Below are 18,081 nucleotides of genomic sequence, written 5' to 3'. Positions count from 1 at the left end.
ATGTCAATAAAACTATTAGATGAATTCTTAAAAAAACACAGTAAAACGAGGTATCAGTTAAGCAAACTGACTGGTATCTCGCAAAACACATTGAACGATTACAATAAAAAAGAGTTAAACAAGTATTCTGTTTCATTCTTGCGCGCACTCTCAATGTGTGCAGGAATATCTACATTTGATGTTTTCATCGAGCTAGCAGAATTGGAAAAAAGTTATGACGATCTTGCTGGATTTAAACACTTATTAGATAAGTATAAGTTGTCATTTCCTGCACAAGAATTTGAGTTGTACTGCTTAATTAAAGAGTTTGAATGTGCGAATATTGAAGTGCTTCCTTTTACATTTAATAGGTTTGAAAATGAAACGCATGTAGATATAGAAAAAGATGTTCGAAAAGCACTGGAAAATGCTATCACTGTGTTAAAAGAGAAGAAAAACGAATTGATATAACAATTACGCTAAGCTTATGTTTAGCGTGTTTTTTTGCATAAAAAAAGCCCTAACGTGTGGTTAGGGTTGGTTAACTTCTAATTACTTCTTCGCTTTCAGGTCTGCACAATAAAGTAACTAATTTAGTAATATATAAATAGTAACCTGTTAACATTAAAGAGTATTTTTTTTCAACTCTTTGATTATCTAAAAGAGATTCAAAAGTTTCTCGAGGAAAACTAAAGAATGAATTAAAATCTATTATTTTGTCTTGCAATCTTATATCAGGAATATATAGAAATGCAAATTTATTATTAGCTTTAAGTTCATTATGAGATAATTCGTTATCATTAAATAGGGCTATAGGCAATACAGGAGCAAAGGTTAAATTTTCTTTTCTAGATGCATCGCATGTATTTGACACTAGAATCGCATCAACAAGAGTTTTCATGTAGTTGCCTGTATCAGTGTTAAAGTGGATGTATGGAACATTTTTAAAAATATCTCCTTGAGCTAAATGAGTAATGCAGTTATGAGTGATAAATTTATTTCCTTCAAGTTTATCAAATTGTTTAATTGCTTTTTTTATTTCATTTGATTTATCGGTGAAATCAATACCTGGAAAAACACTACTGAGATAATTACCTAAATCATTATGCATAAAAATTTTCTAAGCTAAAAAGCTTACTACCATTCTCATTATAGTACTCATTTATCGCACTTTGATATTCAGCGTATTCTCGATCAGTTAATTTCACCTGGTTTCCTAATAAATCATCACTCACATCAGCATTCAAATTACCTCGGTTTATCTCTAATACAGGAACATTGTTATACTCATTCATACAGTAATTTAGATAAACAATACTTCCATTTGAATCCTCTTTTTTTTGATTTACAAAATTCACCTGTTTAGGAGTCTGCGCGGGGACACTTATCAATGTAAAAAACAGAACGCCACCTAACACTGCTTTATTATTCATGACTAACATCCTCCTCAAAATATAATGGGAACGAGTCAATTTGTTCTTCATGACTTTTAATAAAAATATTATATTCCCCAACGTTTTCTATCGTTAAGTTATTCAAATTCAAGGCAATATTTATACTATTTGTGATTTTGTTATTATTTACATAGCCTTCAGGATATGGTAATTCTCCTGAATCAAATACTGTTTCATCAAAAGGGTCTTTAATAGTTAACTTTAATAAATTTTCTGGATTAAAATCAAAATCAACCAAAGTGAAATTTATAATAAACGAAAAATTATTAGGAAAACTTTTTAATTTAACTGTATTGATAGGGTTCACAATTTTTATTTGATTATCATCTTGCTCTATAGCTAAACAACATACAAATGACGCTATCCTACTCATAGTTATTTCCTCCGGATTTTACATTTCTTTAATTAACTATATACACATTTAGCTAAAAAGTAAACCTTTTTTGAAATCCAAATCACTTTAAACATCTTTTAAACGCTTTTAAACGTGCTTAACAGCTATAAACAGCCACAAAATGATGTTATCTTCATTTTAGCTTATTTATTAGCTTACAAAGTATCGCAAAAGTATCCTTTTTATACAAAAAAACAACCCCCGCAAAAGCGAGGGCATCAAAATTATTTTTTCTTCACATATTTTGTGGAATTCGGAATATAACCAATAACTCCATTCGTTAGCCCGAACTCTAGCCAACCATTTTTTGCTTTTTTTACCATTCGCACAGTATCGCCTTTTTTCTTCTTCTGTGCAACTGGACTATCCCATTTTGAACTTTTCCGGAAATTAACATCTGCTGTGCAGATATAAGCGATGCAAGGGTCTTTCTCGAACCAATAATCTTTAAAGTTCGGTTTGTACCAGCCTTTCTTGCCTTGAAACTCAATTTGCACCCACTCTCCTTGTTTTGTATCCCATAAAATTTGCGCATAGTAGTAAACAGGCACTTTAAACGCTGTAGTACTATCCCACGTTGCTTTTGTGCGGATGTTTAAATTACCTCGTGCATACACTCCTTGTTTACCTGTTTTTTTCGTAGTAGTTGGAGTATCTGCTGTAAATTTATCTGTCCCATAGCCCTTGTATTCATATTGCATATGTGGACAGTCAAAAAAACCGCTCCAATCCCCACCCCATGAAAATCCAAGGGACTTCGCTTTTGCGATAGCTTTCTTCGCTGTAGCTGTTTTATAGCCACTCCAATCCACAGTTTTGCCTTTTGTCATTACAAAATCAAAAGCTTGTCCAACGATGTGATAAGAACGCATTGTTTGCGATTTTCCATTAGCGACATTTGCGGATTGTTGCTCTTTTGTTCGAATAGTCTCATATACTAAAATCTCAATCCCATTTTTACAACACCAGTTAAACCATTCCAGTGCTTTTGCTCTCGTGTTTGTAGCAAGTTTAGCAATGTTATTTCTACTTCTTTCTTCATAATACATAGTCATTATTTATCATCCTTTCTTTTCATCACTAAGTCACTATCTTTGCTTCCTGCGGTTGTAGGATCAATAATTAAGCCTACTACAGCAAACACTCCCGTAACCACGGTAATGATGCGCTGTAATAGGTCGTTGTAGTCCCATTCAATATTGAACACCCACAAGACTGCTTGAACTACAAAGAAAATAGCCGCAATTAATGCGACTACCCACACTTTATTTTGAAATCTTACTTTCCAATTGATTTTGTTCATTTATTATTCCTCCTAATGCCAAATTAGTGGTGCAACCGTGAGCATTGTTCCGATTATGGTACAAATACCCCCAATGATCGCCACGATTATTGTTGTATTTCCTTCTCGCTTCTTTCCTTTTTGTTTGCTGGAAATACGAAACTCTGCCATTTCAATATCATGTGCTTGTTGCTTTTCGATAACTCCTTTTAAAGATACGGCAGTCTCTTTGGTATTATCTACAATTTGCTGTAAAGCGCCTGAAATTGGTAATACTAAATCTTTTAGCTCGCCCATATCTTCCCTCAGTTCGTCTACATTTTTATCAACCTCCTTGATTTCGGTTCTGATCTCTTTTTTTAATTTATCGCCATGTTCTAAAAGATCGAGCCGGGTCACATATCTTTTTCTATCTTTTTCATCCTCCATAACTCCCAGCCTCCTGCGATTGATACAAATAGATTAAAACAAGCGCTTAATCCGTAGCGTATAGGCCATAGCTGTGTCGCTTGACTTTCAGCACTTGCACTTGCATATAAAAAGAGGACAAACACCCCGACAAGTCCTCCTATCAGCATATTGATAAATTTAGCCTTTGTTTCTTGAAATGCTGCAATGAAGATCAAAACAGAACTGATCACAAACAAAAAACCCCATGTATCCATTGTCATGAGGTTTGCCATTAATTTGTAGGTTTTACTCTGCTCAATAATTTCATCGCCTTTGACGATTAAGAAACCACCCGTAACCATGCTGAATAAACTAACCTGTAATAAATAAAGAATACTCAAATACTCTTTATATGGCTTATCATATAGTTGCAATTTGATTTTTACCCAGGCTTTCTTCATTTAATCATCCCCTATAAAAATAAGCCTACTCGGCTTTTGCTTCTTTCATAGCGATTATTTCATCTGCTTGTGATCTCGTTATCTTTTTTAAAGTAACGAATTTATTAACATCTGCTTCAGTATAGTAGCCACCTAAAAAATAATCTTTTACTTTTTCATACCAGTTAATCATTTACAAAACACCTGCTTCCGCTAGAGATAATAATAAATCTGCATTATCTTGCTGCGTTTTCTGTTCAACTTCTGCAACATATAGCATCATATCTGCATTTTCTTGTTTTAACAATTCTAATTCTGTTTTCTCTGCTCGTTGACTAGCAATAATTTCTTGCTGTCGTTTTTCATCTAAAACAACTTTACCGTTTTCAATTTTGCACACATTAATTAGATTCATGTTATTTTCTGCTGTTTCAACTTCTATAAATCCTTCTAATTTATGATTACTCCACATATCGATGTATCCATCGCTATTTACTGTAACAAATGACTTCATGTTAATTACCTCCTGCCTAAAAGATTGCCACTGTTCTTAATGCGTAACTCGTGCTTTGTGCTTGACCATTTGTTGCATCTCCACTGACGCTTGTTGGTGTTAGTCTAACCGTTTTCTTAGCTGCATCTGTTGCTCCAGGCATATTTATCCAAGTTGCTTTATTATTATTTCTTACTAGATATTCTTTTGAGAAAAAATACTGGATATAACCATAGTCCTGCACCCCTGTGCCCGGAATGTAACGTGAGAATTCTAGTAATACGCCATGTTTTACTTTTGCGGCGTCCCAGCTGAAGGTATGCGTATCAAGAAAGTAGGACGAACCAGACCATACGAGCTTTTCTTTACTCGAGTTGTCTGTATAGATGTTCGCATCTATTAAAGCTTGATTTGCTTTCGCTTGTGAATCTGTTTTCGCGTCATCAAGTGCTTTGTCTGCTCTTGCTTGCGCACCTGTAACTGTTTCTACATCGACGTTATTTAACTTCAAGTATGCCTGTTTAAAGTTATAACCAGCTCCTTGAATGCCGTTTATACCTGAAACAATTGTTGGAAACAAAGATTGCTGACAAGTTGTGCTATTTTCTGATGTTAGACGATACCACCAAGCATTGCTCTGCTTCGCTTGAAAGATTGTTGGTACTCCGTCAAATTGCAATGATCCAGTGAAAGTATCACCTGTTTTTTTTGCGAGCTGCGAGGGATTTAAATTGTCGAATCGTGTTTGTAAGTCGTCATACTTCGCATTTATTTTTGTGGTGGCATCAATAGACACGTTTTGTATAGCTGTTACATAATCATCTCCTGAGTCAATATCAGCAATGATTTTTTTTATTTTTTTTTCAATATCTTTTTTTAAATCATCAAAAATACGAATATATTTTATTTTTATATCACTTGTTATCTTGTTGATTAATGCATCTTCAATCTCAAAAATAAACTCAGCTTCCGTTACTGTCTCTTCTGTGTTATTCACACTAATATAAACCTGCCCCTGAACTGTTCCTGTGTGCATTAAAAAATCATTGGGAATTTGATATGATAAAATACCTTTCAATTCATCAATGATTTCTAATGTATCAGTTAAATGACTTCCATCGCTTGCTATTAGAGTAATATAAGCAATGACGTTGTTTAAGCCTAAAGGTAAAACAATATTATTTCTTGTTATTTGAAATTGAAGAATTGAGGTATTAGAATCCATATTCCAAAACTTAATGCCAGTATTTCCAATAGGTTGATAATAGGCGCTAGTCTCAAGTTTAGTTGTACCAATCTTTTTTATTGTCATCATCTTCCTCCTTATGCGGTTATTTCTTGTAATTGAAACATTCCGTTTACAACCAATCCAACGTACATTTTTGAACCTTCATAGAATAATGAACCATTATAGCATTTACTTCCGCTTGTTGCTGCGGCCCCTATCATTCCTTCTAAAAAATTGTTAAATGAATGACAGTGGTGAGTATCAGTTGTCATTACAACTCCATATTTTTGATTTCCTAATCCACCCAATCGGATATTACTACCACTTATTGTGTTATTAGCACACCCATTAGAAAAACTAACGACTCCATTGCTATTGTCAATAGCACAATTTACAAAAGAAGACGTAGTGATTTCTGAAAACTTAGTATCTGTAAAATAAACAGCTTCTGTTGAAATATGATCTAAAGAAATCCTTGAAAAACTAATAAACTCGTTTCTTGTCCCTCTTATTCCAGCTAAAAAATCGTAAGCCGTAAAATTATCAAACATTACAGAAATAGCATCTCTTATATACGCGAGGTTGGTTGTTCGTTCGTATGTTCCATTCATTCTTACATTGTTAAAAGATATTTTCCTTGAATAATTCAACCTAATTCCTTCTTCACTTGTAGAACCAACAATTAGAATAGCTTGTCTATCTGTATTAGTTTTTTTCGAATAAAAATCAACATCTTTAAAATGTATATTCTCACTTGTCATATCTACACTATAGTTTTTTGTTAAATCAGGATTATAAGTAAAACCCGCACTACTATGCAATGCTGTTAAACCTAGATAATCATTCACTTTCAATCCTCGCACAAATACATTCTTAAACCCAAAAAGTCGAATAGCATAGTAATTGCCACCATCAAACTGACAATTTGTAATGTATATATTTACACCGTTCGAAACCGTGTACGCGCTATGATTACCAATTGCTACATTATATGCCACGCTACCTGCTGTTTTCGAATTACCAGTTCTACAATTATTAAAATAAATCTCTCTATTAGAATAAGCATTTTGAACAGCTATATCGTAAACATCCTCGGAAGCAACAGATAGTTGAAAGGCTTCTTGCGCTATCAATGATTTATCGACTGTCACGTCTCTCCATCCTAAACATTCTACATTATCGAAATAAATATTTCGACACCCATTGACATCAAATGCATGTCCATTTACTGTATCTAGAACTAGCATATCTTTAAAATGACAATTATCAGCATGCCTTAACATCACTGCGGAACAAACTGTTGGAAATTCAGCACCATTTATATCAATCGTTCCACCAAAAATATTTATATTTCCATTACCATCATAGTTCTTGTGCGGAACTCCATCTTCATAATTGATAAATAAATAATTAACATCACTTGACATACGTTTAAAAATAGCATCTTTGCTTTCAAATGTTATTGTTGTATTAGCAGGTACATATAGATTTTTTTTGATTGCATAGGTCCCATTAGGAATGAAAAGCTCTGTTTTATTACTTAGTAATAATGATTGAATAATTTCAGTATCATCATTAACTCCATCGCCTATAGCACCAAACAATTTAACATTGGTAATGTATTTATTTAAATTTTCATCTAACTCATGTAAACGATCAGATGCAAATTTAAAATCTGAAAAAAGACGACTATTAACTGTTTCAAAAGCTTTATTATCAAAAAAGCTAACTCTAGCTTGTTTTGTTTCAGCAACACCGTCACCATTTGCTCCAATCACTAGATTGTCAATTGTCTCTTGTAACCATTCTAAATTTTTCTGTAACGTGTATGATGATGTTACATTTATTTGATTTGTAGTGTGGGCTCCATTATCTTTAGTTTTGTGATTATTATAATTTGTGTAGTTGTCGTTTAAACAATTTTGAATGCTTTTAAAATTATCAATTATGGCATTCATATTTGCCCTTGTTAAACTGACTCCTATGTCACTCGTATTTAAATTAATTCTTGACATTATTTTACCTCCTGTTCAGATACATCTTCTATAATATTTAATAAACCATCGTTAGTAACACTTAAACTAAAGACTGTCCCGTTTGGACTCGCGATTCTAATATAATCAAACACAGTTTGATTCATTTCCTTAGTGATAGTTTCATTTAAATTCATAACCGCTTGAGCATGCGTCTGTGGATAATAAATATCACCGTTATTTTTTAATACTCTAATTTCTGTCATTAAATATCTTCCACCTCCCCCACAACTTCGCTTTCTAAAGCTTGATCAGAAATAGAATCTTGCAACATGGTTATACTGTTAATAGAGTTAGATGCTTTCAAAGATGCCGATTTAGCCATTTGGGCAATTCGTTGTTGTATTTTTACTATGTCTTTTTTTGTATTACTAAAATTAACAGTAATAGGCTGTCCTGATAACCCATGAGGCTTGGTTATAGACACAACTTTCAAATCTGTGTTAAACCCCAGCGGCTCATGTATAAAGCGAATCGTATCTCGCGGATTTAAGTCTTCTGTACCAGTATAAGTTAGTTCTAAAGAAGTTTCTGGAACATCTAAAATTTGTTTTTTTGCAAATTCTAGCAAGGCTTTGTCATCAGAATACTTCTCTTCAAAAACACTATTCGCTTCACGAATTCCATATAAATTGGCATTAGGACTAATGTAATCAACAAATGCATAATATTTATTGTTTCCTGTAGTGTTATATACACTCCATGTAACATTGCCTGTCGCTGTGCCTACATATAACCAATTTGGTGTTTTTACTTGTTTTGTCACTTTAACCTTTTTTCCCGTTTTGACATCTGTTATATATTCAGTAACTGTTTTACTACTCATTTTATGTTCACTATCTTCATTGCTAAATTTACAAGTGATTACATGATCCCCTTTGCTAGCATTATTAGTGATAATAATTTGTCTTGATTTTGAGCTTGATGACCACTGGGAATATTTCCCTACATTTTTGCCGTCAAAAAACAATTCAACAATGCCTCCATGATTTCCTTGTTTCAAATCAAAAAAGATAGAGTCACCATCGTATGACACATTGACATTTGCGCTAAAACTTGTGCTTAAAGTTGGATTTTCTGCATACCAAGTTCCTGTTTTAATAAATGTTCCATTTAATGTTAAATCTGTTGTTTTACGAATAGAATATTTTCCATTTGTTGTTTTCTTTTTTCCATATGCTTTAATACGAGTGCGTAACTCATTAGTATTAACTGATACTTTGACATCTTTCGTATTAAATAAATAGCGCAACGTAACTTCACTTGATTTATAGTACATGTTTTCACTATATAAATGTAAAATTTTGTTATCAGGATAAAAAAAACATCCAAACTGTTCACATGCTTCTTTGATTAATTCAATTCCATTTTTCCCACCGATGTCATTCTCAAATGTTATTGTGGGAAAAGAACCGTGAATAACAAATGAATAGTCAAAAATATTTCCTTTGGTTGACTTTTCGAGGTATTGTTTCAAAGTGTATTTAACATTTTTCTGTTCTTCCTCTGATGCTGCGAGAATATGGTTTTGAAATTCCCAAGCAATATGTTGCGCGAATACTTCTTTTGTCCATTCATCAACTAGGCTCAATTCTTTTATCACATATTGTTGTCCCTCATATATGATTATATTTTCATTTTGTATCAAATCGTAAGCTGTTTTACTTTTGTCATTTAAAAATGCTGAAAAGCTACAATTCCAACTAACATTTGTTTGAAAATCAATTTTGAAATTGCTATGAGAGAGAAGGACTTCCTGAACCTTACCGGTTGCTGTTCTTACATATACGTCAGACATAAAAAACTCCTATCTGTAGAGAAAATGAAAAGCAAAACTAATTTTAAAATCATTTGCACCTTCAATTTTTATACTATTATTTCCCTTCGCAAGTCTTACAATTCCATTATTTGTATTTTTACCACACCTTGCTCCATCTACCAAAGGGTAAACACCGTCCAATAATAAAATATTATTTTTTTTTAAATTTCCATTATAAATAAAAGAATCATCTGTTGTTTGATTGTATATCGTCAATTTGTTTGTCACAATTCCAGAAAAAGCTATCTTTAATGTATGCTGTAAACGTGGGTCAATTTCTAAGCCTGCGTTAAAAATATCAAAGCTTTTAGTCTCATGTGTATAACTTAAATCTTGCATTTCTAAGCCCATACCAAATCCCCAGTTATTATCAATAAGCTGTGCCGAAAGTGTATTAGGAAGGGATTCTTTATAACCTTTGAAGACTCTGAAAGAAATTGATATTTTCGCATCAGAATTGTTTATTCTCTCAATTTCGAAACTTGCCTGATTGCAAGGATATTTAAACATTGGCAAATCACTATGAACAACATAGTAAGAATTCCTTATAGCTAATTCTTGTCTTAATTCTTGTACTAATAAATTTAAATCTTTTTCATCCCTCCCCTTGAAGTAGAAAAGAAGTTTTAGTGTAAAAGGGTCAAAAAAATTAGATATTGGCACCTCGCCATCATTGATTTCTGACGTTTGTACAAGTGCTCTGTAGTTTAAATCTTCTTGTTCTGCTTCTAAAAAATAGAGCCCCGATAAACTCGTGAGCTCTTTTTCATTATTTTTATTTAGTATCAATACCCACCTTGATTTTTTTGGTATCTTCATTAGAATGTAACACCACCATCTTCATAGTTGCTTCGGCTCCATTTGACACCTAAGCCCTCATTTGCTGTTTCAATTATAGAATTTTTATCAATAACAATTTTAGAGCTTTTCATCAGAAGTAATTTTAAATATTCATTTTGCTTTTTCATTTCTTCCAAAATCAAATTATTATTATTATTACTATTATTATTATTGATAGTGACACTACCGCCATCATTCATTCCTATAATTTCTTTTGTTTTTTTAATTAATTGAACTGCTCGGTTTTTTCGAGTAAGGGGAATGACGACCTCTGGCTTATTGTTCTCAGCAACTTCTATCATTTCATTTTTGTTTACAAAACCACCGTTTGCAAATCGACGATGTCCTCGTGGTCCCCAACCTCGTTTACCATAGGGAAGGTCATTTCTCCATGACGAGTTATTGAAGAATGCCAGCAACTGGTCATAACCAGAAAATATATTGTTATGCCCTTTCATTCTATATGCATTGAATGTTTGTGGTATATATTGAAGCAAACCTTTAGCCGGGTTGCCTGATAATGTATTAACATCCACAACAGCAGATGACTGAGTTATTTTTTCATTCCCGCCAGACTCACGATGAATTTGTGCTATAATCCCTTTTAATTCACCACCGGACAAATCCACTTTCATGGCTAGAGCAGCTTTCTTAATAACACTAGACCACGCCGAAGCACCTTTCCCAGCCGGTCCTGCCACTGGCGCCGTTTCTTTAAAACCAGACAGCATTTTTTCTAGAGGTGAACCGATACTGTTTTTCAAATAGTTCAGCACATCGGAACCTAAATTTCCATCGTTCCCCATTTTCACGCCTGCAGATAAACCACCAAAAAGTTTATTTAAATTTTTGATAGGATGCGCTGCCCAATCGAATGCTTTTTTAGAAAAATCAACTACTTTCCCAGCTACAGCTTTTGTTCCATCCCATGCGTCACTTAAAAAATCATTAATGGATGAATTCCCATTCGCAAAGCCAGGCAATGTTTTACCAAGTCCGCCTTGCATGACTTTTTTTGAATCTGCATGATTCAAAATTTTAGTACCTGGCGCAACATGCGTTATTTCTGCACCATTTGCACCTAAAATTTGTGCTTGTGCTTTGCGTTTATTATATGCAATCTCAAATCCTTCTTCGCCAGCCATAATTTGTCCGGATGCATTATTAGAACCTGTGTAATCCATTGCAAGGTTACTACCGTAGGAAGTTCTTTTGCTAGTATTTATTTTTTTTGTGTCATTATTATAACCTTTTGGCTTCCATTCTGGTATGGTAGGTAAACTAAAGAATTTTAATACTTTATTTATTCCACCGGTGACAGAGTTAATCACACCCGCTAAATTAACTTTAAAATTATCCCATTTCGATAATGATTGACCTGTTTCCCAGTCAACTTGGTTTAAATGACCAGTAGCTTGTGATTGAGCTTGACTGACTACTTGTTCATGCATTTCAGTTGCCGCTTTTACGGTTTTATTCTTTTGGCTCCTAGCTTTTTTTACAATATCATCATGTTGCTTTTTCGTAATAGTTCCATTCACATAATATTCTTTGTCAGCAGCAGCAACTACATCCTTATATTTCTTGTTAGCTTCTTTTACTGCTTCATCTTTTGCTCTCTTCGATTCGCTAACCACTTTTGAAGCTTGTTCTGTACTTAATTTCCCACTACTGTCTTTCAGTTTTCCTAAAATTAATTTTTGCTCTTTTGCAGACTTACTCAAAGAACTAACCACTGCTGTTTCTTGTTTTTTAGCAATTGTTTGTATTTGATTGCTATAACTTTGATTACTAGCTTTTCGTTGATTTGCAGCATTACGTTTGATGCTCGTAATTTGCTGTTCCTCTGAAGCGGTTAAAACTCTGCCTTCTTTTGCCGCTTTGTCGTTAATAGCTTTTATATCCGCTTTTTCCTTTTTAGTAATATCTGCATTTTTGGCCGCCATGTCTTTATTTAATTTCTGGATTTTTTCGTTGTTTTTCTTCACTTCATCTAATGACAATTTTTGTATTTTTGCTTGCTTCTCTTTAACCGCTTTTATGTCTGCTTCTGATAACATGCTATTCTTTGACAAAGTATTTAAATTCTTATCAGAACTTTTTTTAGTCTTCTCAAAAGATTTCTCGACTAGTACAACCATCCCATTATAATTTTTGCTAATTTTAGCAGATGTTGATTTAGTGATTACATCCCCAGACATTTCTAAATACTTCAATTCAGAGATTGCGTTTTGAGACATAGTTTTATAAGAATTTACATTTTTTGCTGTATCTTTACTAATACCTTTTCCGGAAATATCCGTTTTCAAAGGATTAGCAAACACATCTTTTATAGCCGCATATCCTGCTTTCGCCATTTTAATTTGATCGTTAATTTGATTAACAGGTGCTAATAGTATAGGATGTTTTTTAGCAGAATCTGACAATCCATCCCACATATTTACAAATTTCTGTTGATATTCTGGAAATTCTTTTTGAACTTTCTTACCGAATGCCTGACCAAATTTCGTTCCCGCTATGCCTCCAACTGCCGCACCTATCGCGGTTCCGATTCCAGGAGCAATTGCTGTTCCGATTGCCGCACCAGCTGCGCCTCCCGCTAAACTTCCGCCAGCACTACCAGCTTTATCCCCTGCATTTTTTTTATTAATACCAATCAATTGACTAGCGGATAAGGCTATCCCAATGCCGGGTAATACCTTGCCTAATCCTTTCAAACCAGCCCCAATTTTTCCGAATTTGCTATAACTCGCAATATCACCAGCCATATCAGCCGTAGATAGCGCTTTTGTTCCTTTGCTTCCTTTAAAAAACGAGCCAGCTTTACCTAAGAAACCTTTACCTTTCCCTCCAGCTACCGGCAAAGCGTTTCCAGCAAGTTGCGTAGTCGCTGCATTAGTTCCAGCAGCAACAGAGTTTTCTGCTAACGCTGCTGTTAATTTCTTTACAGGTGAGATAGCAGCCGCTGCCCCTTTTGCAATAAATCCAAATGCTAGTCCAGCAACCGGAATCGCTACCGCAACTACACCTGCTGTAGAGATAACCGTTTTAGTACTATCATTCAAACCATTAAACCAATCAGCTGCTTTTTGAATGTACTTTCCTAGACCACGTAATACCGGAGTCAATGATGTTCCAATGCTGATAGCAAAGGTCTCAATTGCACCAGAAATTTCTTCAATAGTACCTTTCAGATTATCCATTTTCATTTTAGCTACGTCATCAGCAGTTACTTTTCCCATTTCAGTGCGCATTTTCTTTATTCCATCCGCGCCTTCACGATAAGCAATATTCCCAGCACGAACTGCATCGGAGCCAAACATAGCACCTAGCGCTGCACTACGCTGTTCGGAGTTCAAATCTTTTAGACTGCTTTGCAATAGACCAGATATTTCTTCTGCTGATTTTAATTCCCCGTTTGTATCATAAAACGCGGAGTGGACTGCGCCAGTGGCAACGGTCAATTCTTCAAATTCTTTGTTAACTTTAGAAGCACTTGCCTTTGGACCTGCCAAACTTTTAGCTAAATCTTGAATTTGTCCCATTAATTTATCTGTATCATTCGAGAGTGGTTTAACACCATTTTCTTGCAATACTTTCATAGCAGTTTCATTGTCCACAATGCTTAACCCAAGAGCATCAAATTGTTGCCATGCCGCTTTTGTTGTAGGATGCAACCTTTGTAGCATCGTTTTTAGAGAGGTACCTGCATCAGAACCTTTTAAACCATTCTGCGCAAATACTGCTAACATTGTTGATGTATCGTCAAATGAGAGACCAACGCCACTGGCAACAGCAGAAACTTGTTGTAAAGACATCTTCATTTCTTCTACACCTGTGGCAGAAGCATTTGCTGCACCAGCTAGAATGTTTGCCGCATCCGCCACGCTCAAATTATCATCCTTGAACGCATTTAAAACTGTAGCTGCAATTTCTGCCGCTGACGCTAAATCTAACTCGCCAGCTGTTGCTAATGAAAGCGCTCCAGACAATCCGCCATTTATAACATCTTTAACTGAAAGACCTGCCTTTAAAAGTTCTTCTTGTGCCTGTGCGGCTTCTAATGCGGAGTATTTCGTATCCGCACCTTGTTGAATAGCAAGTTCTCTTAAAGCATCTTTATATTCATTTACCTCACCAGGAGACATGACAGATAAAGTGTTCGACATTTGTTGCTCAAAGTCTGCCGCTTTTTTTGTTGCGAAACCTAAACCAAGCGCAACTGGAGCCATGTACAAACTGCCTTTTTTACCGAAAGCGACAAGTTTATCTCCTGTCTCATTTAACTTTTTTTGATACTTGTCTAAATCTTGAGTCACTGCTCCCCACGGTGAGCTTTTAACAGCTTGCTCTCTCTTGAATTTCTTATAAGATTCTGTGGTAGTATCAATCTTTCTTTGCAAATTATTGTAATTTGCAACTTCATTATTTACTGCTTTTTCCCCTGCTGCTAAAGCTTTTGGCATTTGTTGTAGTTCTTTGTTAAGTTTGTTATACGATTTTTGATTTGAGTTGACTTCTTTTTCCGCTTCTTTTAATTCTTTTTCAGTTGCATTGCCAGATTTAGAAAGCTGTTCAAAACGTTTTTTTGACTCAGTTAACGTTTTATTAGACTCTTTCAACTCTCCATTTAAAGAAGCATTTCGTTTTTCTAAATCTTTAAAATCGTTTTTAGTTTGAGAAACCATTTTGCTTTGAACAGATAACTTTTTATTAAGACCATCTAGCTCTGTTTCATAACGAGATAAGGTTTTTTCTCCCTTACCAAACGCCGAAAGATTCGCTTTCATTTCGCTGTTCACAGAGCCGAGGGTCCGCTTCAACCCTTTCATTCCCTCGTCCACTCTAGTAGCATCTAGGTCTAGGTTAATCGACAATCCTTGAAGTTTATTCATTATTTACCCCCTTCCTCAATTGACATCTTGATATTGTGATACAAAGTCAACAAGTGAAACTTTGTTGTTTTCTGATTTTGCTTCTTCTTTTTCGATTATCAGACGACATAACTTCTTATACTCTTGATTATCTGTTTCTCGAATTGTCCAGCCATACTCTTTCATGCAGTAACGCCTAATTGCATCGAGATCGGACAAAAACTCGGTAAGCGTTATTACTTTGCTTCCTCATCTCCACCATCTTCATCCTCGTATTCATCTGGTGAAATCTCCCGAAAGACAGACACCAACGTATCGTTTAATTTCTTCGAAGGAATATTTTTTTTAAGAAAATCTATTGTAATGTTTTCATCATCAAATAATTTCACAATAAATTTTAACTGCATTTCCAAAATTGTCGTTTTCTTTGGATCGTCAGAAGTATTGATGTATTCTCTAATTTTTTCTTGTAGTTTCCAATATTCTTCTAATTCAATTACAGATGTATCTTCTCTCTCATATAGCTCTTTCTTTTTTTCTTTTTTATTAAATATTTCTAGTTTAATCACTATTTTCTCCACCTTTTTTATGATTTTGGTCAACAAAAAAGAGTAGGATTTCACCTACTCTTAAAATTTTTTATCCTTCCGGTACTACTGGTGTTTCAACAAAACCAGGAAAAGCCATGCTGTAAATTTTATCTCGGAATTCTTCGCCCACAGCCATCGCGAAAACGTCCCCAGCATCATTATAAACAAATTCACCAGTGAGACTAGTTGCTTCAGGTTCCTTTGGTTTGTCCTCAGATGTGTTTAATTTAACGTCATCTTGTCCATATTTTCCTTTTAATAAAGCAAAGAACACCGGCTCCCCTCGCAACGTTTCACTTTCCATCACGCATGACGCATATGGTGGAGCAGTGTTTTTCCCTACAGTTACAATACCATCTGCATTCTTTTGACGACCTAATAACTTCTGTCCTAATTCAAATGGAAGTTCCATGATACCGATTGTTTGCTTAACATCGCCAGAACCTTTTTTGGAAATGTAGTATGGACCGTTCGAAGCGAAAACTTTAATAGCTTCAGCATCAAGACCAGAAATATCAGCTTCAACCGTACCACCTTTTTTATTCTTACCATTTACTTCTACTTTTTCTGTTACCTTTTCGTCTTTTTCATCATAAATTCCAAAAGTTGCTTTTTCAAATCCGATTGTTGTAATCATTTATTTCACTCCTATTATTTTTTATTGATATAGTTTGTAGGGCAATCCGCTATATTTTCGTGCATCTACAAATCGCCCTGTTTCTGGAAAATATTCATCTAAACCACCAGCGAGTTGTCCAAATCCTATTTGTTTCATTTCTTTTCTAACTTCGTCTTGTATTTTTTTTACTATTAATCTGTCGTTAGATTGCACATCAATTTGTACTAAAAAATCTTCCATCCTGGATTCATTACTGGAAAAATTAGTTGGTATTGGAACATCTAAAGGTATTATTAACAAGAAGGTTTTTGTAGAATCACCTGTGCCTGGAAAATCATAATATTTAATTCTCTCTTCGCAAGTAGTGTGAATGATATCGTTTTTACTTAATGTTGTATATATGACATTCAAAATATCAATCATAGTTTATCACCTATTTTCTTCTGTACAATTGCCCTATAAGCTCTTTCAGATATTCTTAGTGACCTGGCAACACTACCTGTTCCTGCTGGTGTGATTTTTTTACCATTCCTTGTATAACCATATTCGTTGAGATGAATTATTTTGTACCTGTCTTTAGGACCTTTCCAGTCAATCTTTATACTTCTTACCCCTTTGTCATACGAAGGTTTTTCTATATTGATTTCATCAATAGATGCGCCTGTATCTTTAAATTGAACAAATTCACTTTTAAGTGTTTTTGCTACAAGAGTAGCACCTGCAATTAAAGCAGGGTCTACTAATTGCGGCAAGTTTTCTCGTCCAAATAAACTGACTAACTGTCTTTCCAACTCTTCTACTCCAGTAACTTCTACACTCATGTTTGAACCCCCAGAAGTATATTTACAAAGCGATTATTTTGCAAGTCTGGGCTAACATCAATCACATTAAATCTTTTGCCCAAATAACGATAATCTAATATTTCTACATAATGTTTGTTACTAACTGTATACTCACCTTTAGTGTCTCGAATATTAATTGTGACAGCTTCTTTTGTTCCCGTGCCATGTAAAATTTCTAAGTCCTTCATGGATGGTTTATAAACTTCTGCAAAACATTCAAAAAGGGTAATCTTTTCTATTTCACCTGGTTCAGGACCACTTGCCGGCTGATATTCAAAAAAAACAACCGGAGTACGTAAATCCCCGCTCTGAACTTTTTGAGGTTTAAACTGAAACTTCATCAGATTCACCACTTTCAGCTACATAGAGAGAGAAACCTAAGCTAGTTATTTGTGATTGAAAGTTTTCATTGAAGAATTCTATCGAATCATTATACGCGTATCTAGTACGATCAATGACCAATTCTCTTGCCCTAACATGTTCATCTACATTAAACAGCCCGCATTTTTCTTGTAAATCAGCAATAGAAAAAGATAGCAACTCTTTTAAATTGCTATCTTCGCTATTGTGAGAAATATGCATACGCTCTTTAAATTTTTTAAGAAGGTCATCTGATACTTCCATGCACAGCACCTACTTTTTTTTATCTTTTTTTGGTTCATCCAATCGCTTTAAAAAAGAAGTTCCCAAATTATCAGAGACTTCATCTGCACGTCTTACAGTCAATTCAATTTCTGTTCCTTTTTCATATACTTCTTTGGTATCTTTGTCTTTAAATTTCTTTAATACTTCAAATTTAGCCAT

At 34.4% G+C, this 18,081-nt stretch carries 24 protein-coding genes; 1 reads left to right on the top strand and 23 read right to left on the bottom strand.

Annotated features, from left to right (window positions below):
* Positions 1 to 450: an anti-CRISPR protein AcrIIA1 gene (gene acrIIA1, locus AB2Q86_RS06585; RefSeq protein ID WP_012581438.1), complete on the top strand. Its 450-nt coding sequence runs from the start codon at positions 1 to 3 to the stop codon at positions 448 to 450.
* A 70-nt stretch (positions 451 to 520) separates the two neighbouring features.
* Here the strand turns inward: acrIIA1 and AB2Q86_RS06580 are convergent, their stop codons facing one another.
* From AB2Q86_RS06580 to AB2Q86_RS06470, 23 genes are all read right to left on the bottom strand, one after another.
* Positions 521 to 1,090 (bottom strand): hypothetical protein, encoded by a 570-nt coding sequence (locus AB2Q86_RS06580; protein WP_012581439.1) that lies wholly within the window; start codon positions 1,088 to 1,090, stop codon positions 521 to 523.
* Entirely contained in the window at positions 1,083 to 1,412 is a 330-nt protein-coding gene (locus AB2Q86_RS06575) for a hypothetical protein (RefSeq protein ID WP_041176506.1), read from the bottom strand. Before AB2Q86_RS06575 ends, AB2Q86_RS06580 begins: the two co-directional genes overlap by 8 nt.
* Complete coding sequence (locus tag AB2Q86_RS06570; protein WP_014589055.1) at positions 1,405 to 1,806, bottom strand: hypothetical protein; 402 nt, start codon at positions 1,804 to 1,806, stop codon at positions 1,405 to 1,407. The genes AB2Q86_RS06575 and AB2Q86_RS06570 overlap by 8 nt, the downstream gene beginning before the upstream one ends.
* Positions 1,807 to 2,051: 245 nt before the next feature.
* On the bottom strand, positions 2,052 to 2,882 hold the full coding sequence (locus tag AB2Q86_RS06565; RefSeq protein ID WP_012581442.1) for a M15 family metallopeptidase: 831 nt from the start codon (positions 2,880 to 2,882) through the stop codon (positions 2,052 to 2,054).
* Entirely contained in the window at positions 2,882 to 3,130 is a 249-nt protein-coding gene (locus AB2Q86_RS06560) for a phage holin (RefSeq protein WP_012581443.1), read from the bottom strand. The genes AB2Q86_RS06565 and AB2Q86_RS06560 overlap by 1 nt, the downstream gene beginning before the upstream one ends.
* Before the next feature lie 12 nt (positions 3,131 to 3,142).
* The gene (locus AB2Q86_RS06555; protein ID WP_012581444.1) at positions 3,143 to 3,538 is read right to left on the bottom strand and encodes a hypothetical protein; all 396 of its coding nucleotides are present in this window, start codon (positions 3,536 to 3,538) and stop codon (positions 3,143 to 3,145) included.
* The gene (locus AB2Q86_RS06550; protein WP_012581445.1) at positions 3,505 to 3,960 is read right to left on the bottom strand and encodes a hypothetical protein; all 456 of its coding nucleotides are present in this window, start codon (positions 3,958 to 3,960) and stop codon (positions 3,505 to 3,507) included. Before AB2Q86_RS06550 ends, AB2Q86_RS06555 begins: the two co-directional genes overlap by 34 nt.
* A gap of 25 nt (positions 3,961 to 3,985) precedes the next feature.
* The gene (locus AB2Q86_RS06545) at positions 3,986 to 4,132 is read right to left on the bottom strand and encodes an XkdX family protein (protein ID WP_012581446.1); all 147 of its coding nucleotides are present in this window, start codon (positions 4,130 to 4,132) and stop codon (positions 3,986 to 3,988) included.
* Entirely contained in the window at positions 4,133 to 4,453 is a 321-nt protein-coding gene (locus AB2Q86_RS06540) for a hypothetical protein (protein WP_012581447.1), read from the bottom strand.
* A 16-nt stretch (positions 4,454 to 4,469) separates the two neighbouring features.
* Positions 4,470 to 5,744 carry a BppU family phage baseplate upper protein gene (locus AB2Q86_RS06535; RefSeq protein WP_014589054.1) on the bottom strand — a complete coding sequence of 425 codons (1,275 nt, stop codon included), beginning with the start codon at positions 5,742 to 5,744 and terminating at the stop codon, positions 4,470 to 4,472.
* Between the two features lie 11 nt (positions 5,745 to 5,755).
* A complete protein-coding gene (locus AB2Q86_RS06530) occupies positions 5,756 to 7,675 on the bottom strand; it encodes a glycosyl hydrolase family 28-related protein (RefSeq protein ID WP_012581449.1) in 1,920 nt (639 codons plus the stop codon).
* Complete coding sequence (locus AB2Q86_RS06525) at positions 7,675 to 7,899, bottom strand: hypothetical protein (protein ID WP_012581450.1); 225 nt, start codon at positions 7,897 to 7,899, stop codon at positions 7,675 to 7,677. Before AB2Q86_RS06525 ends, AB2Q86_RS06530 begins: the two co-directional genes overlap by 1 nt.
* Positions 7,899 to 9,491 carry a prophage endopeptidase tail family protein gene (locus AB2Q86_RS06520; RefSeq protein ID WP_012581451.1) on the bottom strand — a complete coding sequence of 531 codons (1,593 nt, stop codon included), beginning with the start codon at positions 9,489 to 9,491 and terminating at the stop codon, positions 7,899 to 7,901. Before AB2Q86_RS06520 ends, AB2Q86_RS06525 begins: the two co-directional genes overlap by 1 nt.
* A gap of 9 nt (positions 9,492 to 9,500) precedes the next feature.
* Entirely contained in the window at positions 9,501 to 10,331 is an 831-nt protein-coding gene (locus tag AB2Q86_RS06515) for a phage tail domain-containing protein (protein ID WP_012581452.1), read from the bottom strand.
* Positions 10,331 to 15,247 (bottom strand): phage tail tape measure protein, encoded by a 4,917-nt coding sequence (locus tag AB2Q86_RS06510; protein ID WP_014589053.1) that lies wholly within the window; start codon positions 15,245 to 15,247, stop codon positions 10,331 to 10,333. Before AB2Q86_RS06510 ends, AB2Q86_RS06515 begins: the two co-directional genes overlap by 1 nt.
* 15 nt (positions 15,248 to 15,262) lie before the next feature.
* Positions 15,263 to 15,412 (bottom strand): hypothetical protein, encoded by a 150-nt coding sequence (locus AB2Q86_RS06505; protein ID WP_009917697.1) that lies wholly within the window; start codon positions 15,410 to 15,412, stop codon positions 15,263 to 15,265.
* Positions 15,413 to 15,462: 50 nt separating this feature from the next.
* Positions 15,463 to 15,795: a phage tail assembly chaperone G gene (gene gpG, locus AB2Q86_RS06500; RefSeq protein WP_009917698.1), complete on the bottom strand. Its 333-nt coding sequence runs from the start codon at positions 15,793 to 15,795 to the stop codon at positions 15,463 to 15,465.
* A gap of 70 nt (positions 15,796 to 15,865) precedes the next feature.
* Entirely contained in the window at positions 15,866 to 16,453 is a 588-nt protein-coding gene (locus AB2Q86_RS06495) for a major tail protein (protein WP_012581455.1), read from the bottom strand.
* Positions 16,454 to 16,474: 21 nt separating this feature from the next.
* Positions 16,475 to 16,858: a hypothetical protein gene (locus AB2Q86_RS06490; protein ID WP_012581456.1), complete on the bottom strand. Its 384-nt coding sequence runs from the start codon at positions 16,856 to 16,858 to the stop codon at positions 16,475 to 16,477.
* Positions 16,855 to 17,256 carry a hypothetical protein gene (locus tag AB2Q86_RS06485; protein WP_003731643.1) on the bottom strand — a complete coding sequence of 134 codons (402 nt, stop codon included), beginning with the start codon at positions 17,254 to 17,256 and terminating at the stop codon, positions 16,855 to 16,857. The genes AB2Q86_RS06490 and AB2Q86_RS06485 overlap by 4 nt, the downstream gene beginning before the upstream one ends.
* Positions 17,253 to 17,618: a hypothetical protein gene (locus tag AB2Q86_RS06480; protein ID WP_003731644.1), complete on the bottom strand. Its 366-nt coding sequence runs from the start codon at positions 17,616 to 17,618 to the stop codon at positions 17,253 to 17,255. The genes AB2Q86_RS06485 and AB2Q86_RS06480 overlap by 4 nt, the downstream gene beginning before the upstream one ends.
* Positions 17,602 to 17,901: a hypothetical protein gene (locus tag AB2Q86_RS06475; protein ID WP_003731645.1), complete on the bottom strand. Its 300-nt coding sequence runs from the start codon at positions 17,899 to 17,901 to the stop codon at positions 17,602 to 17,604. Before AB2Q86_RS06475 ends, AB2Q86_RS06480 begins: the two co-directional genes overlap by 17 nt.
* A 9-nt stretch (positions 17,902 to 17,910) precedes the next feature.
* Positions 17,911 to 18,081, bottom strand: coding sequence for a hypothetical protein (locus AB2Q86_RS06470; RefSeq protein WP_012581457.1), 171 nt, complete (start codon positions 18,079 to 18,081; stop codon positions 17,911 to 17,913).

Origin of the sequence: Listeria monocytogenes (genome assembly GCF_041765605.1) — a bacterium.
GTDB classification, from domain to species: Bacteria; Bacillota; Bacilli; order Lactobacillales; family Listeriaceae; genus Listeria; species Listeria monocytogenes_D.
This window is presented reverse-complemented; position numbering and strand designations above follow the sequence as displayed.